This window comes from Ectobacillus soli, from assembly GCF_042610425.1.
Lineage (GTDB): Bacteria > Bacillota > Bacilli > Bacillales > Bacillaceae_G > Ectobacillus.
Map to the genome: position 1 here is coordinate 271288 of NZ_JBGJZM010000001.1, position 25838 is coordinate 297125.

Sequence of the window (25838 nt, forward strand, 5' to 3'; positions counted from 1 at the left end):
ATAATTTGAGGAGGACTAAAAGTATGAATGCGTTTGCTGTACAAGTATTGCCGCTTCTTTTAATGGTTGTTGTATTTTATTTCTTATTAATTCGTCCGCAACAAAAACGTCAAAAAGCAGTTTCACAAATGCAAAGCAGTTTAAGTAAAGGTGATCGCGTTGTAACAATTGGCGGTCTACATGGAATTATTGATTCTATCAATGACGCGACTGTTGTTATCAAAGTAGGAGATGGCTCTCATCTTACGTTTGAACGCAATGCAATTCGCGAAGCAAATAAAGAGTAGGTTCAAAAAGTAGAAGCAGCTTGTTTTGTATAAAAAACCTTGGCGTTTGCCAAGGTTTTTTATTCTTTTTTTGTCGTATTTACTCCGATGATTCCGCCCATTGTACTTGCTGCGATGTATCCAATGTGATAGAGGATGCTCTCCTTTGAGAGCGACTTACCAAACCCTAAATATTGAAATAGAAAAATTACAAGAGCAAATGATAGCCCTGTTAAACTACCGACAAGCCATCCTTTTGTTTTTGCCTTTACACCTGCAACGAAGCCTGCTACAAGCATCGAAATGATTGCAAATACGAGAATGATGGTAGAAAGAGTGGAATCATTCATTGTTGTTAATCTAGCAAGGAATGCTACAAATAAACTTGCTATTGTAGCAAGAAGTAAAATCATACCCAGTCCGAATACGATGGCAGATGCCATTTTTTTTGTTCCCGTCATTATCATCCCTCCTCTCTTACAAGCATATTAGACATAACAGAGAGATAGACTTACTTTCTTATGGATTAAGTGATAACCTGTAGGGAAAACTAAACAGGATACAACATGATAAGGTGGGATGATGATGATGGATCTTCTAGCAATGGCTGGTCGAACGGTCCTATTGTATGCAATTATCACTATCATATTTCGAACAATGGGAAAACGAGAGCTTGGTGAATTAAATGTACTTGATCTCGTTGTTTTTCTAATGCTAAGTGAATTAGCTGTCATTGCTATAGAAAATCCAGATAAGCACATCTCGCATCAGATTGTTCCTATGACGGTACTTGCAGTTTTGCAGCTTAGTATTGCTTTTGTTTCCTTGAAAAGTCAACGAGCACGTAAGCTACTTGAGGGCGAAGCTGTTATTCTAATACGAGAAGGTAAGGTAGATGAAAAGCAAATGCGCAAGCAACGCTATAATTTCGATGATCTTCTGTTACAGCTTCGTGAGAAAGATATTGGTGATGTGCGCGATGTGGCATATGCGATATTAGAACCTTCTGGAAAACTATCGGTCTTTCCAAAGAAAACAAACAAGGATACTCCGCCCGTATTTACACTTCCTCTTATTATGGATGGAGTGATCCAAGATGAGCATCTGCAAAGCATAAATAAAACAAATCTTTGGCTCAGGCAGAAGCTACGGGAACTTGGATATAAAGATGTGAAGAAAATTTCCTACTGTACGTATCAAAATGGACAATTTTTTATTGATATAACGGATGAGTAAGTGCCCTTGTGTTATTTTAAAAAGCCAAAGCGTAAAAGAGAGAATCGTTGTAATTCTTCTTTGCGTATGAGACGAAATACGATGAGCAATGTTGCATAGACAAAGCTTGTAATGACAATAGAAAGCAATGTTTGAATTCCTAATGAAGAAGAAAAGGTGTATAAATTACAGGAAAATCCAACTACTCCTGCTAGAAAAATAGCAAGCATACCATAGATGTAATCTCTTGCGTAAATAGTAAATGTAATTTTTTTTAGAAGCGTTGCGTAGTGCAAAAAGGTAACAACGAGTAAGCCAGTTGCTATCGCTAGTGCAACTCCCATTATTTGAAATTCTGGACGTGATGCAAGTGCGAAAATTACAATAATCTTTACAACCGTACCAATGAAACTGTTATACATCGCCGCCTTGGCTAAATCTAATGCTTGAAGCACCGATGCTAGTGGACCTTGAAAATAATAGAAAAGAAAACATGGCGCGAGAACCTTTACATAGATTGCAGCATGATCTGTTCCGTACATGAGCGTCATAATTGGATTGGCAAATACGTACAAAATTACGACAGACCAACCTCCAGAAAGAAATGATAATCGCAACGCTTGCTGCAGTCGGTATTCAACGAGTACGTGGTTTTTTTTTGCCATTGCTTCACTAACAGAAGGAACTAGTGAGGTGGAAAGAGCGTATGTAATAAAGGATGGTAAGAATAGTAGGGGTAAGGCATAACCGTTTAATTCTCCGTATTGTTTGGTTGCAATGCTCGTCGTTACACCAGCAATGGCTAAACTTTGTACAATTACGATTGGCTCAATAAAGTACGAAATCGAACCGATTAAACGGCTTCCTGTAGTAGGTAAGGCAATGGACATAAGAGATTGGAAGGTAGCCTTACTGTTTTGTACAGTTTGTAAAAAGTGAGAAGTTAAGGGAATATGTTTTTCCCCTTTAAATATATACAACATATAAGCGAGTGAGACGAGCTCCCCAGCTGCTGCTGAAATCATCGCTCCTGCGGCAGCGAATTCAATTCCAAACGGAAGGAATGCTCGGATACAAACGGCAATGAGTGTAATACGGACAACTTGCTCTAATACTTGTGATAAGGCACCAGGCTTCATATTTTGTTTTCCCTGGAAATATCCTCGTAGTACAGATGAAATTGCAATAATAGGAACGACAGGAAGTATTGCAATAAGTGGATAGTACGTTCGTGCATCTGTTAATAGCATCTTTGAAATGATAGGGGCAGCTAAGGAAATGGCGATTGTAAAGACTATGCTGAGTGACAACGTTATGGACAATGAAACGGAAAGAATTTTTTTTACTTTATGCGGCTCTTTCCTTGCTTCTGCCTCTGCAACAAGCTTAGCAATTGCTACGGGAAGTCCAAGCTGTGTGATGGTGATGGCTAGGATGAAGGTCGGAACAGCCATCATATATAGTCCTACCCCTTCTTCTCCTAAAATTCTTGCCATAACAATTCTATTAAGAAAGCCAAGTACACGCGTAGCTAGTCCCGCTAGAATTAAAATCAACGTTCCACGTAAAAAGCTTTGCTTCGTCATTTCGTTCCCACCTTCTCAAAAGCTCCAGAATGATTTACAATAATTTATATGCTTATATATATGGCAAGCATGACAAGGTGTATGTATACAAGTTTTTGCATAAGATTAGGGAACGATCTAAACAGATTGTATATATAGGAATCAAACGCCCAAAATGAATTGGAGGAGGACATGATGGTTGTGAAAGAACATCCGGTAGATGCTTATCGTGAACAGCTGAAGATTGTGATTGATAGCAAAGTGGAAGAATTTAGAGTTCTAGGATACGATCGAGTAACAACGAAAGACGTATGGGAATGTTTGAAAGTTAAAAAATGGAAAAAAGTAGACCAGGAACTGAAATTGTTTCAATTAGTAAATGATGTGCTTACGCTTTCAACTAGCGATTATATGACATACTTAACGATGCAAGCCTATAAATCACCGCTTGGACCATTAAATGAATATGAAACATGATGACTTGATTTGACATTCGTTTTTAAGGCTTTCTATAATAGACATAGTATTGCTTTTTTTCTTAAGTATAAGGAGGAACACAAAACCAATGGCAAAACGAAGCAGACTCGTTGCTTTCTTTTTAATTGTTCTACTTGTGGGTGGAATAATTGGAACAACGACAAAAAATGTGACACAAGGTATTAATCTTGGGCTAGATTTGCGTGGCGGCTTTGAAATTTTGTATCAAGTACAGCCTGCTAAGCAAGGTGACACTATTACTCGTGACGTTCTTTTAAGTACCGTGAATGCGCTAGAGAAACGCGTAAACGTTCTCGGAGTAAGCGAGCCTAATATTCAAATTGAGGGTAATGATCGCATACGTGTGCAACTTGCGGGGGTTCAAGATCAAACAAAAGCCCGTGAAATATTATCTACACAAGCGAAGCTTACATTTCGTGATGTAAATGATAATGTTTTGATGGATGGAACAGATTTAAAGCAGGGCGGGGCAAAGCAAACATTCGACCAACAAGGTCAGCCTAGTGTAGGGTTAACACTAAACAATGCTGCTAAGTTCAAACAAGTTACAGAAAATGTACTAGGGATGAAGCCAAATAACTTAATGGTAATCTGGTTGGATTTCCAAGATGGAACGGATTCATATAAGGCAGAAAGCCAAAAGGCAAAGCCTAAATACTTATCAGCTGCTAGAGTCGATCAAGTGTTTAATCAAACAGATGTATCCATTGTAGGATCTTTCACTCCAACACAAGCTAAGGAATTAGCTAATTTACTTAATGCAGGCTCATTGCCGGTTGAGTTAAAGGAATTATATTCTACTTCAGTTGGTGCAAAATTTGGGGAAACAGCCTTGCAACAAACAATGGTAGCAGGAATGATTGGTGTAGCACTTATTTTCTTATTTATGCTACTTTACTATCGTTTGCCTGGTTTGGTCGCTGTCATCACACTTGGCTTATATATTTACATAACACTTCTCATCTTTAACGGTATGCATGCTGTCCTGACGCTGCCGGGTATAGCGGCTCTGGTGCTAGGGGTCGGGATTGCGGTAGATGCCAATATTATAACCGATGAGAGGTTTAAAGAAGAACTCAAAATCGGGAAGTCCGTTATGGCTGCTTATCGCGCTGGAAATCGACATTCCTTCTTAACTATTTTAGATGCACATGTTACGACACTTCTTGCAGCAATTGTTTTATTTATATTTGGTACAAGCGCTGTAAAAGGTTTTGCAACAAGCTTAATGGTCAGTCTAGTTGTCGGATTTGCAACGAACGTAGGTGTTACACGTTTATTACTTGGAATGCTTGTAAAAAGTCGTTTATTTGACAAGAAGGTAGAATGGTTTGGCGTGAAGAAAAGTAAAATCTTGCCGCTTTCTAAAGGGGTTATGCATGCTCCTACACCATTTGATTCTATTAATTTTGTAAAGATTGGACATCGTTTTCTCGTATTTTCTGCAGTGTTCATGATTGTAGGAGTTATCATTGTTTCCATCTTTAAGTTAAATGCAGGCATAGATTTTTCTAGTGGATCTCGGTTAGATATGACGAGCAATAAACCAATTGTTGTAAGTGAGTTGAAAACAGATTTAGAGACGATTGGAGTGAAAACGGAGGATATAGTTCTAACGGGGACTAATAACCAAAGTGCAGCAATCCGTTCAAAAGGTGTATTTACGAAAGAAGAAATTGCGAAAGTAAAAAGTACGATTAAGGATAAATACGGTGCGGAACCTAACGTAAGTACGGTATCTCCAACAATCGGTAAAGAATTGGCACGCAATGCGCTGATTGCGGTTCTGATTGCATCCGTTGGAATAATATTGTATGTCAGTCTTCGTTTCCGTTTTACGTATGCTATCTCTGCAGTCGTTGCCTTGTTACATGACGCATTTTTCATTATAACGGTATTTAGTATATTACGATTAGAGGTAGACCTGTCGTTTATTGCGGCCGTTTTAACCATCGTAGGGTACTCTATTAATGATAGTATTGTTACTTTTGATCGAAACCGCGAATTGTACAAAGAACGTAAGGTGCGTTCTATAAAAGATTTAGAAGAAATTGTGAACTTAAGTATTCGACAAACACTTAGCCGCTCGGTCAATACCGTTTTAACGGTGTTACTACCGGTTATTGCCTTGCTTATATTTGGTAGTGCTTCCTTGCGCAATTTCTCATTTGCTTTGCTCATAGGACTGATTGTCGGTACGTATTCTTCCGTATTCGTTGCTTCTCAGCTATGGCTTTATATGGAATCACGTAGTCTGAAAAAGGGAACTGGTAAACGGAAGAAAGAAGTAGAAACAAAACAAAAATCAGATATTCTTGTATAAGGATAGAAGGCGATATCGTATCTACGATATCGCCTTTTTCACAGCTATAGAATCATTGTCACCCTTTAGCCTGTTTAGTATAATGAATAGGTTAAGGGGTGATTTCGTTGTTGCGAGCAAAAACACGATGGAATGAAAAAAGTCAAGATGAGGAAGAAGTAAAGCGCCTTTCACAGTCGCTGCATATTACACCCTTCGTCGTCTCTTTATTGATGAATAGAGGATTAAAAACGGAGCAGGAAATAGTTGATTTTTTGTTTACAGAACAACAATTTCATGATCCGTTTCTTTTACATGATATGAAGCTAGCTGTTCAGAGAATTCATCATGCAATCGAAGAGGGGGAACGGATCCTCATTTTTGGTGATTATGATGCGGACGGCGTTAGTAGTACAACTTTGCTTATGCTCACGCTTGAGGAATTGCATGCGAACGTGTCATTTTATATTCCTAATCGGTTCACCGAAGGATATGGACCGAACGAAGCGGCGTTTCGCTGGGCAAAGGATGAGGGGTTTTCGTTAATTATTACAGTAGATACAGGTATTTCAGCAATAAAAGAAGCCGAGGTTGCAAAGGAAATTGGACTAGATCTAATTATTACCGATCATCACGAAATTTCACCGCAGCTTCCCGAGGCGTATGCAATTATTCATCCAAGGATTGGGGATGGCTATCCATTTCAACATCTTGCAGGAGTGGGCGTTGCATTTAAACTTTCTCATGCTTTATTAGGGCGCGTTCCAGAGCATCTGCTCGATATTGCAGTAATTGGAACGATTGCTGATTTAGTGCCCCTCTTTGGTGAAAATCGGCTTATAGCGAAAAAAGGGATAGAAAAGTTAAGAGAGACAAGTCGACCTGGTTATCGTGCCCTCTTTCAGGTTGCCAATATAAATGCAAATGAAATCAATGAAGAGAGTATTGGTTATTCGATTGGACCCCGAATCAATGCGGTAGGAAGACTAGGAGATGCAGATCCTGCTGTACAATTATTAATAACAAATGATCCAGAAGAAGCGAGATTTCTTGCGGAAGAAATAGATTCGACAAATCGGCTTCGCCAAGATATTGTGAAGAAAATCGCAGATGAGGCGATACAAGAAGTGGAAGATAAATACTCATCTGATCAAAATAAAGTACTAGTAATTGCAAAAGAAGGATGGAATGCGGGAGTGATTGGAATTGTAGCTTCTAAATTAGTAGAACGCTATTATCGTCCAACCATTTTGCTTAGTATTGATCGTGAAAAAGGGATAGCGAAAGGGTCTGCACGGAGTATAGAAGGATTCGATTTATTTGCAAATTTATCAACATGCCGTGATTTGTTACCGCATTTTGGTGGTCATGCGATGGCTGCTGGGATGAGTCTTTCTCTTGGTGATGTTAATGAACTTCGAAATCGTTTAAATCAGTTAGCTGATGCTACGCTTAGTGAAGAACAGCTTTTCCCTATTACAGATATTGATACTACGTGTACACTAGGAGAAGTGACCATATCTACCATTGAAGAATTACAGCTCTTGGCTCCCTTTGGTGTAGGTAATCCCAAACCATGTATACGAATAGAAGAAGCTGCAATCGAAAGTATTCGTCAAATTGGGTTGGATGGTTCTCATGTCAAGCTGTTGCTGCGTGATGGTGATAGCAAATTAGACTGTGTTGGCTTTGGATTTGGACATGTTGTAGAGGAAATTTCGCCCATGTCACGTGTATCGGTAGTTGGAGAAGTAACGATAAATGAATGGAATCATTTTCGTAAACCGCAGATTATGATTTCAGATCTTGCTGTGAATAACTGGCAATTGTTTGATTATCGTGGAGATCGAAATATCGAGAAATTCTTGTTATCGTTGCCTGAGGATAAAGTGACAGCTATTTATTTTCAAAAAGCAACCAATTCATTATCGTTACCTGGGGCACTGTTGCAAGCAAAGGAAGTAACGGAGCAATCACTTAACGGACGTTATATAGTGCTCTTAGATTTACCAGTAAGCATGGACGAGGTAGAGAAGCTTTTTGCAAAAGGATTTCCGGAACGAATTTATGCCGTTTTTCACCAAGAAAATCAGCATACATTTAGTACCGTTCCGACCCGCGATCACTTTAAATGGTATTTTTCATTTTTACGCCAACAAGCTCCGTTTTCACTTTCTAAGCATGGGGCACAGCTGTGCCAGCATAAAGGTTGGTCAAAAGACACTGTAATTTTTATGACACAGGTGTTTTTTGAACTAGAATTTGTTACAATAAAAGATGGTTTGATTTTTATGTCAGATCATATTTCCAAACGTGATTTGTTAGAATCCACTACTTATCGTGAAAAGATAAATGGATTACAGGTCGAAAAAGAATTAGTATATTCCACATATCAGCAGTTATTTATGTGGTTTAGTAATATACAGAGTAGTTCTTTAACATGTCAGGAGGCTTATTAACATGGATTTAAAACCATATATTGCAATTGTTCCGGACTATCCGAAAGAAGGAATTGTATTTAAGGATATTACGCCATTAATGAATGATGGTAAGGCGTACAAAGCTGCAACGGATGCAATTGTAGAATTTGCGAAAGAAAAGAAAGCAGAACTCGTTGTAGGACCGGAAGCACGTGGATTCATAATTGGGTGCCCTGTATCCTATGCCTTAGGAGTAGGTTTTGCACCGGTACGTAAAGAAGGAAAACTTCCCCGCGAAGTTATTAAATACAATTACGGTAAAGAATATGGTAAGGATGTATTAACGATTCATAAGGATGCTATTCGTCCAGGTCAACGTATTCTCATTACCGATGATTTACTTGCAACGGGCGGAACGATTGAAGCAACGATCGCCCTTGTGGAAGAACTTGGCGGCATTGTAGTTGGAATCGCCTTTTTAATTGAGCTTAACTATCTTGGTGGTAGAGAAAAGCTACAAGGCTACGATGTTTTAACGCTTATGAACTATTAAAAAACATGCCTAGAAACGGATTGTTCCTTTTCTGGTGTGAACGCAATGGACCGGTATACAGAATCCCTTAAAATAGAGACGATCTGTAACGGTCCATTTTCTATACGTATAGAATGGTTCTTATTTATTGTCAGATGAACATATATATAGTCTCTATATTACAATCTTCGCTCTTTCCTTTTTCAATTTTCAATATTTGCGTTATAATGGTGTAATAAATAATAATTCTAACTTATAAAAAGGATTAATTTTTCATATAAAAAGGTGATTCCATGGCGAATGAACAAGTGCTAACAGCTGAACAGGTGTTGGAGAATGCGAGTAAATATTTAACAGATGAAGATGTTACGATGGTTAAGCGTGCCTATGAATATTCTCGCGATGCCCACCGTGAGCAATATCGTAAATCTGGCGAACCTTATATTATTCATCCTATTCAAGTTGCTGGAATATTAGTAGGCTTGAAAATGGATTCTTCTACGATTTCGGCTGGGTTTTTACATGATGTTGTTGAAGATACAGAAGTAACATTAAAGGATTTAGAACGCGAATTTTCGAAAGAAGTAGCCATGTTAGTAGATGGTGTTACGAAGTTAGGAAAGATTAAGTATAAATCACACGAGCAACAACAAGCTGAAAATCATCGAAAAATGTTTGTCGCTATGGCGCAAGATATTCGCGTGATTTTGATTAAGCTTTCGGATCGTTTACACAATATGAGAACGCTTCGCCATTTACCTCAAGAGAAACAGCGACGTATTGCAAATGAAACACTCGAAATATTCGCTCCGTTAGCACATCGTCTTGGAATTAATACGATTAAATGGGAGCTTGAGGATACTGCTTTACGCTACTTGAATCCACAGCAATATTATCGAATTGTTAACTTGATGAAAAGAAAGCGGGCAGAACGGGAAGATTATCTAAAAGATGTTATGAAGGAAATTCAAGAAAAGCTCTTGGAAGTCACAATTCCTTGTGATTTATCTGGTCGACCTAAACATATTTATAGCATTTATCGTAAGATGGTTTTGCAAAATAAACAGTTTAATGAAATATATGATTTACTTGCTGTGCGGGTTATTGTAAATAGTATTAAAGATTGTTATGCAGTATTAGGCATTATTCATACATGCTGGAAGCCAATGCCAGGAAGATTTAAAGACTATATTGCGATGCCAAAGGCGAATTTATATCAATCTCTTCACACAACCGTAATTGGCCCGAAAGGAGATCCTTTAGAAGTCCAAATACGAACGAAAGAAATGCATCGTATTGCAGAATATGGGATTGCTGCTCATTGGGCATACAAAGAGGGAAAAGATATAGAAGAAAGTGAAACGTTAGAAAATAACCTCACCTGGTTTCGTCAAATATTAGAATGGCAAAATGATGCCTCCAATGCGGAAGAATTTATGGAATCACTTAAAATAGATTTGTTTTCGGATATGGTCTTTGTATTTACTCCAAAAGGCGATGTAGTAGAATTGCCTCTAGGCTCAGTCCCGATTGACTTTGCTTATCGTATTCACTCTGAAATTGGAAGCAAAACAATTGGTGCAAAGGTGAATGGGAAAATGGTTCCGCTAGACTATAAATTAAAGACTGGTGATATCGTTGAAATCCTAACCTCCAAACATTCATATGGACCTAGTCAGGATTGGGTAAAACTTGCTCAAACCTCGCATGCAAAAAATAAAATACGCCAGTTTTTTAAGAAACAGCGCCGTGAAGAGAATATTGAAAAAGGTAAAGAATTAATTGAACGTGATTTACGAAGCTTAGAGTACGATGTAAAGGAAGTTCTGAACCCAGAAAACGTCAAGCGTGTAGCGGAAAAATTTAATTTTCCGAATGATGAAGAAATGTATGCAGCGGTTGGATACAACGGGATTACATCTGCACAAATTGTGACTCGTTTAACGGACAAGTATCGAAAACAACGAGATGAAGAAAAATTACTACATGAATCTGTATCGGATGTTCGAAATAGCTTAAAAATACGTAAACACGATTCAGGCATTAAAGTAAATGGTGCTGATAATTTATTAATTCGTTTATCAAAATGCTGTAACCCAGTTCCAGGCGATGATATCATCGGGTATATAACAAAGGGACGCGGAGTTTCCATTCACCGTACAGATTGTGTAAATGTATTAACAGAAGAAGCAAAGGATCGCTTATTAGATGTAGAATGGGAAAATGATCCAGAAAAAGACCTGGAATATAATGTTGATATTGAAATTACAGGCTATGATCGCAGAGGCTTATTAAATGAAGTACTGCAGGCAGTAAATGAATCGAAAACATATATATCAGCTGTCGCCGGTCGAAGCGACCGAAATAAAGTAGCGACTATTCATATCTCCATGAGTATTCAGAACGTTCATCATCTTCACAAAGTAGTCGAACGAATTAAACAAGTACGAGACATTTATGCTGTCCGTCGATTAATGCATTAAAGGGGTAGGACGATGAGAGTAGTAGTACAACGAACAAAAAAAGCATCTGTTACAGTAAATGGTGAAGTAGTAGGTAACATTCCATTTGGATTAATGTTGCTTGTCGGTGTGACACATGAAGATATAGAAAGTGATGCTGCTTACTTAGCTGAAAAAATTGCAAATCTTCGTATCTTTGAGGATGAGAGTGGAAAAATGAATGATTCTGTTTTAGATAAGAACGGGCACATTTTGTCTGTTTCTCAGTTTACATTATACGGAGATTGTCGAAAAGGGCGCCGTCCAAACTTTATGGAAGCAGCGAAACCCGATTATGCACAGCAATTGTATGATGTATTTAATAAAGAGCTAGAGCAAAAAGGTCTTCATGTTGAAACGGGAATCTTTGGTGCAATGATGGATGTAGAATTAGTAAATGATGGTCCCGTCACGCTTATTTTAGATAGTAAATAAATTTATCCCGCTATTTGTGGGCGACCCCTCCGATGGAAGTTTCACTTTATATCAGTCGTTGTATATTGTTATTTTATTATCTGTGAAGAATAATTCTTGCCTATAGTGGAATAATAGGAGAAGAATATGACAGATGTGAGGGATACAACATGAGAATGAGTGATCAAGCCAACGGGATAACTAACAGTGTGAACGGACTTTTTCACATGCAACGGCAGGAAGCTGAAGGGAAGGAACGAGTTTTCCCTGCAATGGAGCTTGCTTCAGAGCATGGTGTGTCCATTCAAGATGTGAAAAACGTCAAGAAACATTTGAGTCGGTCTTGACAAGAAACCGTAACAAACGTATATTTATAAACAAAATCATGTTTTTACAGATAAATATCGTACAACCGATGATGGAGAACAGTAAATATGATGACACATGAAAAAGAGAGAAAATGACTTAGGCTGAGAGCATTTTCACATGATGACATATTGAAGGAACACTCCGTAGGTTTTGCTCTGAAAAGGAAACTTAGTAGGAGAGGAACGCGTTCAGGCGTTATGGAAAGAGTGGAAGCGAATGCTTCAATTAGGGTGGTACCACGGGTATAAAACTCTCGTCCCTACAATTTGTAGGAATGGGGGTTTTTTTATTTTGCAATAGAAAAGCGGACACGGCCCGGTTTTGCTACGTTGGCCGACATCTGTAGTAAACCCGATGCATAGCTGTTATTTTTAAAATGGGAGGAACCAAGCATGTCTATTCAAATTCCAAGAGGAACGCAAGATATCCTACCTGGAACGGTAGAATTATGGCAGTATATCGAAGCGCAAGCACGTGATATTTGCAGACGCTATAATTATAAAGAAATTCGCACACCGGTTTTTGAGCATACAGAGCTATTCTTACGTGGTGTAGGCGATACAACAGATATCGTTCAAAAAGAGATGTACACGTTTGAAGATCGCGGAGAACGTAGTCTAACGCTACGTCCTGAAGGAACAGCTTCTGTCGTTCGTTCCTATGTGGAAAACAAAATGTATGGTGATAGCACGCAGCCGACAAAGCTATATTATATTGGCCAGATGTTTCGCTACGAACGACCACAAGCAGGACGTTATCGTCAATTTGTACAGTTTGGAACCGAAGTACTTGGCAGCAGTGACCCTGCAATCGATGCAGAGGTTATTTCTCTTGCTATGGAATTCTATCGAAGTTTAGGATTAAAAAGTGTAAAGCTTGTGCTTAACAGCCTAGGTGATCGGGAAAGTCGCACGGCTCACCGTGAAGCTCTCGTAAATCATTTTGAACCTCGAATTGGAGAATTTTGCAGTGATTGTCAAGCGCGATTACATAAAAATCCACTTCGCATTCTTGACTGTAAAAAGGATCACGATCATGATCTTATGAAATCAGCCCCTTCCATAACAGAATATTTAAATGAAGCTTCACGCGAATATTTTAATAACGTACAAAAAACATTAACCTTGATGGGGATACCATTTGAAATTGATGCAAACTTAGTACGTGGATTAGACTATTATCAACACACTGTTTTTGAAATTATGAGTGAAGCATCTGGATTTGGTTCGATTACGACATTAAGTGGCGGAGGACGTTACAACGGACTCGTACAAGAAATTGGTGGTCCTGAAACAGCTGGTATTGGTTTTGCATTAAGTATTGAGCGATTGCTACTTGCTTTGCAAGCAGAACAAGTACAACTGCCAATTGATTCAAATCTGGATTGCTATGTTGTTTCTTTGGGAGATAAAGCTAAGGATGTAGCAGCAAAACTTGTATTTGAATTGCGTAAAGCAGGGATAGCTACTGAAAAAGATTATTTGGATCGAAAGGTAAAAGCACAATTTAAGGCTGCTGATCGATTCCATGCAAAGTATGTTGCGGTTTTAGGAGATAACGAGTTAGAGCGTAATGTCATTTCGGTTAAAGAAATGGAAAGCGGCGACCAGAAAGAAATTTCTCTTGATACACTCGTTTCTTACATAGCAGAAAAAGTTTTTTAGGAGGAGAAAAAATGGCAGAAAGAACACATCATTGTGGAGAAGTTTCATTGCAGGATGTAGGGAGTACGGTACAATTAAATGGTTGGGCACAAAAACGAAGAGATCTAGGGGGATTAATTTTCGTTGATCTACGTGATCGCTCAGGTATCGTACAAGTAGTCTTCAATCCAGAAATTTCAAAAGAAGCATTAGAGCTTGCAGAAACAATTCGAAATGAGTATGTATTACACATTGTAGGTACAGTAATTAAACGGGAAGAGGGCCAAGTAAATCCTAAAATTCAAACGGGATATATTGAAGTGCAAGCAACCCAAGTTACTATTTTAAATAAAGCAAAAACACCTCCTTTTTCAATTGCAGACGATACCGAAGTTTCAGATGATGTTCGTTTGAAATATCGTTACTTAGATTTACGTCGTCAGTCTATGTTAGAGACATTTAAGTTTCGTCATACGATTACAAAAGCTATGCGTGATTTCTTAGATGAAGAAGAATTTCTTGAAGTGGAAACGCCAATCTTAACGAAGAGTACACCTGAAGGGGCTCGTGATTATTTGGTGCCAAGCCGTGTTCATCCAGGTGAGTTCTATGCATTGCCACAATCACCGCAACTTTTTAAACAATTACTTATGGTAGGCGGTTTTGAAAAGTATTATCAAGTTGCTCGTTGCTTCCGTGATGAAGATTTACGTGCAGATCGCCAACCTGAATTTACACAAGTCGATATTGAAACATCATTCTTATCACAAGATGAAATCATTGCCATGATGGAACGAATGATGAAACGTGTGATGAAGGAAGCGAAACAAATGGATATCGTTACTCCATTCCCTCGTTTAACGTATGATGAAGCAATGGGTCGATATGGTTCAGATAAACCAGATACCCGGTTTGGACTAGAACTAGTAGATGTTTCGGAAGCAGTTGCAAGCAGCGGCTTTAAAGTGTTTGCGGATGCGGTTACGAGTGGTGGTCAAGTAAAAGCCATTAATGTAAAGGGATCTGCAAGCAAATACTCTCGTAAAGATATGGACGCTTTAACTGAATTTGTGAAAATATACGGTGCAAAGGGATTAGCTTGGTTTAAAGTCGAAGAAGACGGAATAAAAGGACCAATCACGAAATTCCTTACTGAAGAAGATAGTGCTGCAATTCTTCAATTAGTTGAAGGAACAGTAGGAGATTTAATCGTATTTGTTGCAGATAGAAAAAGTATTGTTGCCGATAGCCTAGGCGCACTTCGCTTAAAGCTTGGTAAGGAACTACAACTTATTGATGAAAATACATTTAATTTCTTATGGGTAACGGATTGGCCATTACTTGAATATGACGAAGAAGAAGACCGCTTCTCGGCAGCACATCATCCATTTACGATGCCATTCCGTGAAGATGTTGCATTACTTGAAACGGAACCAGAAAAAGTACGTGCACAGGCTTATGATATCGTATTAAATGGTTATGAACTTGGCGGTGGATCTTTGCGTATTTATGAACGTGACGTACAAGAAAAAATGTTCAAGGCACTTGGATTTACGCCTGAAGAAGCAAAGGCACAGTTTGGATTCCTTCTTGATGCATTTGAATATGGAACACCTCCACATGGTGGTATTGCATTAGGGCTTGACCGTGTAGTTATGCTACTTGCAGGTCGTACTAATTTACGCGATACGATAGCATTTCCAAAAACAGCAAGTGCAAGTTGCTTGTTAACCGACGCACCAAGTGAAGTGGCACCTGCACAATGGAATGAGTTACATTTACAAAAAAGAGGTCGTAAATAAGGATTACAAAAAATAGTATCAGTAGCGAATAATTATTTGAATCTAACCTATCCTATGTGAAGTTCACATAGGATTTTTTTTAACTTGTTATTATATAATAACTTTTTCTATACAAATAGTAGGAAAAGAAGGTAGAATACAAATTGAATGAATTTGCAAGAGGAGTGGATACGTATGCTACATCAGTTTTCGCGGAATGAGTTAGCTCTTGGAAAAGACGGGCTTGAAATATTGAAAAACAGTACGGTCGGTGTGTTAGGAATAGGGGGCGTAGGTTCCTTTGCTGTCGAAGCATTGGCACGATCTGGAGTAGGCCGCCTCGTTCTTGTTGATAAAGATGTTGTAGATATTACAAATGTCAATCGTCAATTGCATGCGCTACTTTCCACCGTTGGTCGACAAAAAGTAGAGCTTATGAAAGAACGGATTGCAGATATTAATCCAGATTGCGAAGTAATTGCTTTGCAAATGTTTTATACAGAAGAGACGTATGAACAATTTTTCTCCTATGGTCTTGATTTTGTCATCGATGCTGCTGATACGATTTCGTATAAAATTCATATTATGAAAGAATGCTTAAAACGGAAAATTCCGATTATTTCTAGTATGGGAGCTGCAAATAAAATGGATCCGACACGATTTCGGATTGCGGATATTTCCAAAACACATACAGATCCCATTGCAAAAGTAGTGCGAACAAGACTTCGTAAAGAAGGAATTACAAAAGGTGTGAAGGTTGTTTTCTCTGATGAAAGTCCAATTGTTATTCGTGAGGACATTCGAAAGGAAATTATTCCAGATGAAAACGCAAAAATTCGTAAGGCTAAAATTCCACCATCCTCAAATGCTTTTGTACCTTCTGTTGCTGGTCTTATTGCAGCAAGTTATGTCGTTCGAACACTGCTGAAAGACATACAAATAAATCGCGTTGGTCAAGAGTAAACAGGAAGAAATAGGCCGTTATGCAGAGATCTGTATTATGGTCTATTTTTTTTAAAATGTTGTATAGATTCCTGTCATAAAAGTTTCACTTATCCCTTACCCTATTCACTACAAGCCCCTATACAAATCCCTTTCGGTAATGATTCTTTTTCTAACCCTGTCAAGTGTAGTACAATAAAGGAAACGCATCACGGGGAGGAGAGTTAGGTGGAACAAGCACCTCTTGCTTATCGCATGCGGCCGAAATCGTTAGATGAGGTTGTCGGACAAGATCAACTTACATTACCTAGTTCATCCTTTTATCGTATGGTTCAAAGTGGACATATTCCATCTATGATCTTATACGGAGAACCAGGAATTGGGAAAACATCCTTAGCCTATGCGATTGCAGGCTCTACAAATAAACATTTTATAGCATTAAATGCAACAACTGCTGGGAAAAAGGATATTGAACAAGTAGTTGATGAAGCACGAATGTACGGAAGCGTTATCTTGTTTCTTGACGAGATCCATAGGTTTACAAAATCGCAACAAGATTACCTACTTCCTCATGTTGAAAGTGGGCTCGTTACATTGATTGGAGCTACGACAGAAAACCCGTTTCACGACGTAAATGCCGCTATTCGAAGTCGTTGTAATCAAATCAAACAATTAAAACCGATTACTCCGCCCGATATAATGAAAGTTTTAAAACGGGCATTAACAGATGAAGAACGTGGATTAGGTAAGCTTGCTGTACAAATAAGTGAGCAGCAGCTTGAACAAATAGCTAATGGTACAAACGGAGATGTTCGCTCTTCTTTAAATCTTTTAGAGGATATTGTACACGCTTCACGAATGGACAGCGGCATGTATGAAGTAGTAACTGAAACGATACAGGAATTTCTAACGAATAAAGGATTTTCCCATGATAAAGCCGGTTCTGCACATTATAATGTTCTATCTGGATTACAAAAGTCTATTCGGGGTAGTGATGTGGACGGCGCGTTACATTACTTAGCTCGTCTCATAGAGGCTGGTGACTTAACGAGTATTTGTCGTAGATTGACTGTAATTGCTTACGAGGATTGTGGTCTTGCATCGGATATGGGATTTAAAGTATATATGGGATGTGAAGCTAGTAAATCGGTTGGATTTCCTGAAGCTCGTATTATACTGAGTACACTTGTTATTGAAATGTGCTTGTCAGCTAAATCGAATTCTGGCTATTTAGCTATAGACAAAGCTTTGCAGGATGTCAGAAACGGTGCCTACTATGACATACCGGCCCATTTAAAGGATAGCCATTATAGCGGTGCAAAACAACTCGGACACGGAATTGGTTATAAATATCCGCATGATTTTCCACTTGGAAGCTTTGGAGGATGGGCAAAGCAGCAGTATTTACCTGATGAATTAAAGGACCGGCAATATTACGAACCGAAAGAAGCGGGGAAAGAAAAAACATTAGGGGCTATTTATTTAAAATTACGAAAAATGAAAGAAGAGTAGGGACAATAGATTATGCTTTTCCTTATGAGTTAAGCATAATGTGTCTATCCTATAGTAAATAGATGATAACAAAGTAAAGATATGGTCATACAAAGTTTTAGGGAATGAAATGTTGGTTTTACATGATGTATGATATAATCGTTAGGGCTTATTTACGTATGGAAGAAGTTTAGGAAAGAGGTGTTAGTATGAAAATATCAACAAAAGGTCGCTATGGTTTAACTATTATGATTGATTTAGCAAAAAAATATGGAACTGGACCGATTTCTTTAAAATCGATTGCACAGTCACATGACTTATCTGAGCACTATTTGGAACAGCTTATTTCGCCCCTTCGTAACGCACGTCTTGTGAAAAGTACACGCGGAGCATACGGTGGCTATGTTCTTGCAGATGTACCAAGTGCAATTACAGCAGGAAACGTAATTCGTTGTTTAGAAGGTCCGATTAGTGTAGTAGAAGGAATAGAAGAAGAAAAACCGGCACAACGTCAGCTTTGGATGCGAATACGAGACGCAGTGCAAGGAGTACTCGACAGCACTACACTTGAAGACCTTGTCAAATACGACGAAGAAAACCAACAAGGATATATGTTTTATATTTAATAAAAAGAAAAGCGGAGCCGGCTGTTCAGCCACGCAGGACGGAACGTTCCTCGCCCAAAAAGGCGCTCTATGCCTTTTCTGGGCGAGGGTTGTCCGGCCGGAGGGGTTAGCCGGAGGAGCTAGATCATAAAGAAAAGCGGAGCCGGCTGCTAAGGTGAGTCGGCTTCTTATTTACTATACAAATTAAAGGGTGAATTTATATGCATATTTATTTAGATCATGCTGCAACGTCACCCGTACATCCAGAAGTGGTGCAAAGCATGATCCCTTATATGACAGACGTGTTTGGAAATCCCTCTAGCATACATTTCTTCGGTAGACAAGCGCGCCATGCTATTGATGAAGCAAGACGAGTATGTGCGGCAAGTATTGGAGCAAAACCAAACGAAATCATTTTTACTAGTGGCGGATCAGAAGCAGATAATTTAGCTTTGCTGGGCGTAGCACGTGCAAATCAAAATCGTGGACATCATATTATTACAACGGAAATTGAACACCATGCCATTTTAAATACATGCAAAATGTTAGAACGAGAAGGATTTAACATTACATATGTACCAGTCGACGAAACCGGCCGCGTACATGTGGAAGATATTAAACAAGCTCTAACAGACGAAACCATTCTTGTATCGGTCATGTACGGTAATAATGAAGTGGGAACGATACAACCTATACAGGAAATTGGGGAGCTTCTAAAGGATCATCAAGCCCATTTTCATACAGATGCTGTCCAAGCTTATGGACTCGTATCAATTGATGTGAATCAACTTGGCCTTGATTTGCTTTCGATTTCATCACACAAAATTAACGGACCAAAAGGTGTAGGATTTTTATACTGCAATGAAAATGTAAAGCTCTCCCCTATTATTACCGGTGGTGAACAAGAAAGAAAACGAAGAGCAGGTACAGAAAACGTCCCTGGCGTAGTAGGATTGCAGCATGCTATTCAAATAGCTAGAGAAGAACGTGAGCAAAAAATTCAGCGCTATCTCTCTTTTAAAGATATAATGATAGCTGTCTTTGAAAAAGAAGGCATAGTCTACGAATGGAATGGAAATAAGGAGCATAGTTTAGCGCATGTATGTAACTTTAGCTTTCCATCTATGGATATTGAATCGTTTCTCGTTAATCTAGATCTTGCTGGTATTGCAGCATCAAGTGGCTCTGCATGTACAGCTGGTTCTGTTGATCCTTCTCATGTTCTTGTTGCGATGTTTGGGAAAGAATCAGAAAAAATTCGGTCCAGTGTTCGATTTAGTTTTGGCTATGGCAATCATGCAAAGGAAATTGAAAAAGTAGCTTATGAAACAGCAAAAATCGTCAAACGATTAGCTAAAAATGTAGGAAAATAACAAACGATACAACTAAGAAAATTGAGGTTGGAGGTGAAACATTTGAAAAAATCCCCTCAGGAAACAAGAGTCGTCATTGGAATGTCAGGTGGCGTCGATTCTTCTGTAGCAGCGCTTATGCTAAAGGAGCAAGGATACGATGTAATCGGTATTTTCATGAAAAACTGGGATGATACAGATGAATTTGGCGTATGTACAGCAACGGAAGATTATAACGATGTGATTGCAGTGTGTAATCAAATTGGAATTCCGTATTACGCAGTAAATTTTGAAAAACAATATTGGGACCGGGTATTTACCTATTTCCTCGACGAGTACCGTGCGGGTCGTACACCAAACCCGGATGTTATGTGTAATAAAGAAATTAAGTTTAAGGCGTTTCTTGATCATGCCATGTCGCTCGGTGCAGATTATGTTGCAACAGGACATTATGCCCGCGTGGAAGAGCAAGACGGAGTATACAATATGCTTCGTGGTGTCGATGATAATAAAGACCAAACGTACTTTTTAAATCAACTTGGACAGGAGCAACTTTCCAGAACGATGTTTCCACTAGGTGATTTAAAGAAACCGCAAATTCGTGAAATGGCAAAGCGCGCCGGCTTAGCAACCGCTTCAAAAAAGGATAGTACCGGCATTTGCTTCATAGGCGAACGTAATTTTAAAGAATTCTTAGGTAATTATTTACCTGCTCAGCCAGGGGATATGGTTACGTTTTCTGGCGAAGTGAAAGGAAAGCACGATGGTTTAATGTATTATACAATCGGGCAGCGGCACGGCCTAGGAATCGGTGGGGACGGCGATCCTTGGTTTGTAGCCGGAAAAAATTTGGAGAAAAATCTATTGTATGTAGTCCAAGGCTTTCATAATGAATTGTTGTACGGGGATGAAGTGCTGGCGACAGATATTAGTTGGACGAGCGGAAAGCCGAAGGCTCAGCAGTTCACATGCACAGCCAAATTCCGCTATCGACAACCGGATAATAAGATAACTGTTACGGTACTGGAAGATGGCAAGGTTCACATCACTTGTGATGAAAAAGTCCGGGCTATAACACCAGGACAAGCAGTGGTCTTTTATGATGGTGATGTTTGTCTTGGCGGAGGAACAATTGATGAAGTGTTCCGAAATGGGAAAAAGTTAACGTACTTATCTTGAATTTATGAAACCTCGGGCTTTAATGAGACCGAGGTTTCTTTTATGATAGATGTATGAAGAATGGCTAAAGGAATAAAATTTTAGAGTAGAGGTGTATCGGATGGCAAAGCTTGATGAAGGTATAGCGTATATGCAGGAAGGAAATTGGGAGGAAGCTGCAAGGCTGTTAAATGAAGTAATTGAAGAAGATCCATCTAATCCAATTGGATATGTGAATTTCGGAAATTTATTAGACGCAATTGGCGAACGCGACCGTGCTGTTGCTTTTTATAAAAAGGCATTAGAATTAGACGCTAAGCTTGGAACTGCTTATTATGGTCTTGGTACGATTTATTATGAAGTAGAAAAATATGAAGCAGCAAAACGTATGTTTGAAAAGGCGGTTGCATGTAATATACAAACAAATGATGTATTCAGTATGCTTGGATTTACCCACATTCAATTAGGAAATGATATGTTAGCACTGCCGTTTTTACAACGGGCAATTGAACTCAATGAAACGGATGTAGAAGCAACCTTTCAATATGGATTATGCTTAGCTCGTATGGACCACATTAAAGAAGCGAAGCCTTTATTTGAAAAGGTATTACAAATGGATCCTATGCATGCAGATGCCTATTATAACTTAGGGGTTGTGTATGCGTTTTTGGATGAAAAGGATGAAGCTTTGCAATGTTTTAAGAAAGCAGTAGCTATTCAGCCTGATCATCTTCTTGCTGGAAACGGTATACGAATGGTAGAGCAAAACCAGTAAGGTGGAAAGGGAGGTGACGCCTCGTGCAAAACTCAATGGATTTATTTGAAGAAGAGCAAAGGTACCTTAAGGCTCAAGTGCTTGTTACGATTTTTCATAATGAGGAGAACTTGTATTCCGTCGTTCGAATGAGAGTGATAGAAACAAATGAAGCTTATGACGACAAAGAAGTAATCGTTACCGGCCACTTTCCACGCATGCATGAAGAAGAAATTTTCACACTTACCGGAACGTTTAAAGAACATCCACGATATGGTATGCAATATCATACTGAAACCTTTAAGAAAGAATTACCACAAACAAAAAGTGGAATCGTCCAGTATCTATCAAGCGACTTATTTAAAGGGATTGGAAAACGAACGGCAGAGCGGATTGTGGAGAAGCTAGGGGAGCATGCTATTTCGAAAATTATGGACGACCCTGCTGCTCTTGATGGAATTATAAGCAAAGATAAGGCGCAAGATGTATACGGGACCATTATCGAGCATCAAGGTCTAGAAAAAGTGATGAGTTTCTTAAGTGGTTACGGATTTGGAACAAAGCTAAGCATTAAAATTTATCAAACATATAAAGAGCAGACGCTCGAAGTGATTCGTAATAAGCCGTACCAGCTAATTGAAGATGTCGATGGTATTGGATTTGCGCGTGCTGATGAAATTGGAAAGGCGTTTGGTATTTCAGGAAATCATCCGGATCGTATACGGGCAGGCTGCTTATTTACATTAGAAAATGTGTCGCTACAAGAAGGACATGTATATATGACGAACAAGCAACTCGTCGATCAATCGCTTGAATTACTGAATCATCGCGAGGACACGATACAACCCGTGCATATTAATGAATGTCTATCCTCTCTTCAAACGGAGGAAAAAATCGTTATAGAGGAAGAACGTGTGTATCTTGCTTCCTTATATTTTGCCGAAAAAGGCCTGGTTACCTCCATGCACCGCATTCTTCATCAAGATGAAAAAGAGAGCTTTCCAGAGTCAGAGTTTTTATTATCACTTGGGACAATCGAAGATAAATTAGCTGTTCAATATGCACCAAAGCAGAAGGAAGCGATTCAAACCGCACTATCAAAGCCTGTCATGATTTTAACGGGGGGACCTGGTACGGGGAAGACAACCGTTATCCGCGGGATAGTAGAAATGTATGCGTCCTTACAAGGTATTTCGCTAAATCCAAAGGATTATACAGAGGACAATCCATTTCCTATTTTATTAACAGCTCCAACAGGGCGTGCCAGTAAACGTATGAGTGAGTCTACTGGTTTACCAGCAGGTACTATTCATCGCCTTCTTGGTTGGACACCGGAAGGCTCCTTCGGACGGGATGAAAATGATCCTATACAGGGAAAGCTTCTGATTATTGATGAATTTTCTATGGTCGACATTTGGCTAGCAAATCAGCTATTTAAATCTCTTCCATCCACGATTCAAGTCATTATCGTAGGCGATGAAGATCAATTACCTTCCGTAGGACCGGGACAAGTACTAAAGGATCTGCTAAAAAGTGAACGAATTCCTACAGTTCGTTTAACGGAAATTTACCGCCAAGCAGAAGGCTCTTCTGTGATTCAGCTTGCTCACAGTATTAAGAACAATGAAGTGCCTACTGATATAACGGTCCAAAAGGTTGATCGTTCCTTTATTGCGTGCGCAGGGCCACAGGTTGTAGATGTTGTGAAGAAAGTGTGTGAAAATGCACAGGCAAAGGGCTTTACGGCTCGGGATATACAAGTTCTCGCTCCTATGTATCGCGGTCCTGCTGGCATAAATGCACTTAATACAGCGCTACAAGAAGTATTTAACCCACCCAGGGAAAAAAGGAAGGAAATGCAGTTCGGTGAAGTAACATACCGAGTTGGCGACAAAGTCCTCCAGCTAGTGAATCAGCCTGAGAGCCAAGTGTTTAATGGAGATATTGGTGAAATTGTCGCGATTTTTTTTGCAAAGGAAAATGTGGAACAGCAAGATATGCTAGTTATTTCATTTGATGGAATTGAAGTAACTTATACCAAAGGGGACTTTAATCAAATTACTCATGCATATTGTTGTTCGATTCATAAATCGCAGGGAAGCGAATTTCCTATCGTTATTTTGCCTGTCGTGAAAAGCTATTATCGTATGCTAAGACGTAATTTAATTTATACGGCGATTACACGAAGTAAGAAATTTCTTATCCTTTGCGGAGAACAGGATGCTTTTCATTCTGGTATACACCGCACCGATGATTCCGTTCGGCAAACATCGCTTTGTGAAAAACTGCAAGAACGATTTGGTGATCAAGGAGAAGACAAAAAAGACGACTCCAATCCTTTACATGTTGATTTAGAAGTTGATAACGATGATGTGGAAAATATTTCGCCTTATGATTTTATGTAGAGAAGACACACTATAAGTAGGTAGAAAGAAACTCGCTCTACCTACGTTTAATATGGGATTGTTTGGACATACTGAGAGAATAGAAAAAGGCAAAGGAGTGGACTGCCTTGTTAGTATGTCCAAACTGCAAAGGAAAAGATATTGGGAAAATTGGTGTAAACCAATACTATTGCTGGAGCTGTTTCATCGAGCTTTCTATTACGAAAGGCATGATTTATACTCATCAAGTGGAAGAAGATGGGTCACTTAGCTCTCTTGATGATCTATTTCATGAGGATGAACGGAAAATCAGCATGTAAGGGGTGTTGTGTCTTGAATATGAGAAACTCAATTATGGCATTTGGATTAGGTGCTGCTGCTTATCATTATGTAAGAAAAAATAATGTGATGTCTGCACGGAATATGAAGAAGGCTAAAAAATTGGTTAAGTCGTATTTTTAAAAAGAAGAGATGACCGAGGGAGTCTATCTGTTTTCCCATTAGGTCATCTCTTTTTTTACCAGATTACGTATAAACGTTCCTCACTCTTCTCAAACTACATAGAGGAGGGATGCGTATTGAAACAAATAAAAATCATTTGGATTTATCGGTTGGCACTTTTACTCCTCTTCTTTTTATGTTTACTCGTTTTTTGGAAATTAAAACCGATGTGGACTCCAATGTTGGACGTGATGAAGCTCATACTTATCCCGTTCCTAGCTGCTTTTTTTATCGCATATTTGCTGCACCCACTTGTTGAAAAATTAAATAAACATGGGGTTCCAAGGACGTTGGCTATTTTACTTATCTATCTATTATTTTTCGGAGGGGTTGGGTATGGGGTGTACAAAGGTACACCAATTGCCATTGCTCAGCTTCAGGACATGAATAATAGTTTTCCTAAGTTTATGGTCATGTACGAAAGTTGGAGTGATCATGTAGAAGAAAAAACAGAGAATTATCCAGAATTTGTGCATGAAAAACTTAGACAAGTATTTATTAGCATAGAAGAAAAAGTGCAATCATTGCTAAATCGTATGATGAGTACGGTAAGAACGATTTTAGATTCTTTGTTGATTATCGTCCTTGTTCCGTTTGTTGTCTTTTACCTATTAAAGGATTACGGAGAAATATATCATATCTTTTGGAAGCTTGTTCCTTTGAAATGGAGGAAGGAGGGACAAAAGCTAGCTGCGGATATGGATCAAACACTGGGAAATTACATTCGGGGTCAGCTGTTTATATGTGCCGTACTAGCAGGAGTTTCGGCGCTTGCTTTCTGGATTATAGGAATGAAATACCCGCTCCTGCTTGGGATTATTATCGGATTAACTGACATCATTCCTTATTTTGGTCCGATTCTCGGTGCCATTCCAACGATTGGAATCGCTATGACTATCTCTACTCAAATGGTTATAAAAGCAGCAATTACACTTGCTATACTGCAATTTGTAGAAAGTAATATCTTATCCCCGTACATTGTTGGAAAATCTCTTCATATGCATCCTGTTATTATCATGTTCTCTCTTCTGGTAGGGGGAGAAATAGGAGGACTTGCAGGACTTCTTCTTGCCATTCCAATTTTAGCTATTGTACGTGCCATCGTTTTACATTCAAAATCATTCCTAGCAAGACGTTGACAATGT

General features: G+C 38.9%; 23 protein-coding genes and 1 other annotated feature. Of the genes, 21 read left to right on the forward strand and 2 right to left on the reverse strand.

What is annotated here, in order from left to right:
* Nucleotides 1-23 precede the first annotated feature (23 nt).
* Nucleotides 24-287 (forward strand): preprotein translocase subunit YajC, encoded by a 264-nt coding sequence (gene yajC, locus ACAN53_RS01360; protein WP_379965898.1) that lies wholly within the window; start codon nucleotides 24-26, stop codon nucleotides 285-287.
* Between the two features lie 59 nt (nucleotides 288-346).
* Here the strand turns inward: yajC and ACAN53_RS01365 are convergent, their stop codons facing one another.
* Entirely contained in the window at nucleotides 347-727 is a 381-nt protein-coding gene (locus ACAN53_RS01365; protein ID WP_379965901.1) for a TIGR04086 family membrane protein, read from the reverse strand.
* 127 nt (nucleotides 728-854) lie between these two features.
* Here ACAN53_RS01365 and ACAN53_RS01370 point away from each other — a divergent pair, with 127 nt between their 5' ends.
* Nucleotides 855-1502, forward strand: a complete 648-nt coding sequence (locus ACAN53_RS01370) for a DUF421 domain-containing protein (protein ID WP_379970202.1) — start codon at nucleotides 855-857, stop codon at nucleotides 1500-1502.
* 11 nt (nucleotides 1503-1513) lie between these two features.
* Here ACAN53_RS01370 and spoVB read toward each other — a convergent pair whose 3' ends face one another.
* Nucleotides 1514-3067, reverse strand: a complete 1554-nt coding sequence (gene spoVB / locus ACAN53_RS01375) for a stage V sporulation protein B (RefSeq protein WP_379965904.1) — start codon at nucleotides 3065-3067, stop codon at nucleotides 1514-1516.
* Between the two features lie 174 nt (nucleotides 3068-3241).
* On the opposite strand from spoVB, the gene ACAN53_RS01380 reads away from it, so the two are divergent.
* The 19 genes from ACAN53_RS01380 to ACAN53_RS01470 all read left to right on the forward strand — a co-directional run bounded on the left by ACAN53_RS01380 (nucleotide 3242) and on the right by ACAN53_RS01470 (nucleotide 25832).
* Nucleotides 3242-3523 carry a post-transcriptional regulator gene (locus ACAN53_RS01380; protein ID WP_379965907.1) on the forward strand — a complete coding sequence of 94 codons (282 nt, stop codon included), beginning with the start codon at nucleotides 3242-3244 and terminating at the stop codon, nucleotides 3521-3523.
* Nucleotides 3524-3611: 88 nt separating this feature from the next.
* Entirely contained in the window at nucleotides 3612-5867 is a 2256-nt protein-coding gene (secDF, locus tag ACAN53_RS01385) for a protein translocase subunit SecDF (RefSeq protein ID WP_379965910.1), read from the forward strand.
* 107 nt (nucleotides 5868-5974) lie between these two features.
* Nucleotides 5975-8305, forward strand: a complete 2331-nt coding sequence (gene recJ / locus ACAN53_RS01390) for a single-stranded-DNA-specific exonuclease RecJ (RefSeq protein WP_379965913.1) — start codon at nucleotides 5975-5977, stop codon at nucleotides 8303-8305.
* A 1-nt stretch (nucleotide 8306) separates the two neighbouring features.
* A complete protein-coding gene (locus ACAN53_RS01395) occupies nucleotides 8307-8819 on the forward strand; it encodes an adenine phosphoribosyltransferase (RefSeq protein ID WP_379965916.1) in 513 nt (170 codons plus the stop codon).
* Nucleotides 8820-9091: 272 nt separating this feature from the next.
* Nucleotides 9092-11281 (forward strand): RelA/SpoT family protein, encoded by a 2190-nt coding sequence (locus ACAN53_RS01400; RefSeq protein WP_379965919.1) that lies wholly within the window; start codon nucleotides 9092-9094, stop codon nucleotides 11279-11281.
* A gap of 12 nt (nucleotides 11282-11293) precedes the next feature.
* On the forward strand, nucleotides 11294-11734 hold the full coding sequence (dtd, locus tag ACAN53_RS01405) for a D-aminoacyl-tRNA deacylase (RefSeq protein ID WP_379965922.1): 441 nt from the start codon (nucleotides 11294-11296) through the stop codon (nucleotides 11732-11734).
* 149 nt (nucleotides 11735-11883) lie between these two features.
* A complete protein-coding gene (locus ACAN53_RS01410; protein ID WP_379965925.1) occupies nucleotides 11884-12060 on the forward strand; it encodes a hypothetical protein in 177 nt (58 codons plus the stop codon).
* A 59-nt stretch (nucleotides 12061-12119) separates the two neighbouring features.
* Nucleotides 12120-12346: a binding site (T-box leader), on the forward strand.
* A gap of 128 nt (nucleotides 12347-12474) precedes the next feature.
* Nucleotides 12475-13746: a histidine--tRNA ligase gene (gene hisS, locus ACAN53_RS01415; RefSeq protein ID WP_379965928.1), complete on the forward strand. Its 1272-nt coding sequence runs from the start codon at nucleotides 12475-12477 to the stop codon at nucleotides 13744-13746.
* 11 nt (nucleotides 13747-13757) lie between these two features.
* A complete protein-coding gene (aspS, locus tag ACAN53_RS01420; RefSeq protein ID WP_379965931.1) occupies nucleotides 13758-15527 on the forward strand; it encodes an aspartate--tRNA ligase in 1770 nt (589 codons plus the stop codon).
* A gap of 174 nt (nucleotides 15528-15701) precedes the next feature.
* Entirely contained in the window at nucleotides 15702-16469 is a 768-nt protein-coding gene (locus ACAN53_RS01425) for a tRNA threonylcarbamoyladenosine dehydratase (protein ID WP_379965934.1), read from the forward strand.
* A 207-nt stretch (nucleotides 16470-16676) separates the two neighbouring features.
* Nucleotides 16677-17960, forward strand: a complete 1284-nt coding sequence (locus ACAN53_RS01430) for a replication-associated recombination protein A (protein WP_379965937.1) — start codon at nucleotides 16677-16679, stop codon at nucleotides 17958-17960.
* Between the two features lie 188 nt (nucleotides 17961-18148).
* Nucleotides 18149-18565, forward strand: a complete 417-nt coding sequence (cymR, locus tag ACAN53_RS01435; protein WP_379965940.1) for a cysteine metabolism transcriptional regulator CymR — start codon at nucleotides 18149-18151, stop codon at nucleotides 18563-18565.
* A 200-nt stretch (nucleotides 18566-18765) separates the two neighbouring features.
* Entirely contained in the window at nucleotides 18766-19917 is a 1152-nt protein-coding gene (locus ACAN53_RS01440) for a cysteine desulfurase family protein (RefSeq protein WP_379965943.1), read from the forward strand.
* A gap of 42 nt (nucleotides 19918-19959) precedes the next feature.
* On the forward strand, nucleotides 19960-21075 hold the full coding sequence (mnmA, locus tag ACAN53_RS01445; RefSeq protein WP_379965946.1) for a tRNA 2-thiouridine(34) synthase MnmA: 1116 nt from the start codon (nucleotides 19960-19962) through the stop codon (nucleotides 21073-21075).
* A 100-nt stretch (nucleotides 21076-21175) separates the two neighbouring features.
* Nucleotides 21176-21829, forward strand: a complete 654-nt coding sequence (locus tag ACAN53_RS01450; protein ID WP_379965949.1) for a tetratricopeptide repeat protein — start codon at nucleotides 21176-21178, stop codon at nucleotides 21827-21829.
* Nucleotides 21830-21864: 35 nt separating this feature from the next.
* Nucleotides 21865-24213: an SF1B family DNA helicase RecD2 gene (gene recD2, locus ACAN53_RS01455; RefSeq protein ID WP_379970204.1), complete on the forward strand. Its 2349-nt coding sequence runs from the start codon at nucleotides 21865-21867 to the stop codon at nucleotides 24211-24213.
* A 107-nt stretch (nucleotides 24214-24320) separates the two neighbouring features.
* Entirely contained in the window at nucleotides 24321-24512 is a 192-nt protein-coding gene (locus tag ACAN53_RS01460; RefSeq protein WP_379965952.1) for a hypothetical protein, read from the forward strand.
* Between the two features lie 13 nt (nucleotides 24513-24525).
* Nucleotides 24526-24654: a YrzQ family protein gene (locus tag ACAN53_RS01465; RefSeq protein WP_379965955.1), complete on the forward strand. Its 129-nt coding sequence runs from the start codon at nucleotides 24526-24528 to the stop codon at nucleotides 24652-24654.
* A gap of 116 nt (nucleotides 24655-24770) precedes the next feature.
* Complete coding sequence (locus ACAN53_RS01470) at nucleotides 24771-25832, forward strand: AI-2E family transporter (RefSeq protein WP_379965958.1); 1062 nt, start codon at nucleotides 24771-24773, stop codon at nucleotides 25830-25832.
* Nucleotides 25833-25838: the final 6 nt, after the last annotated feature.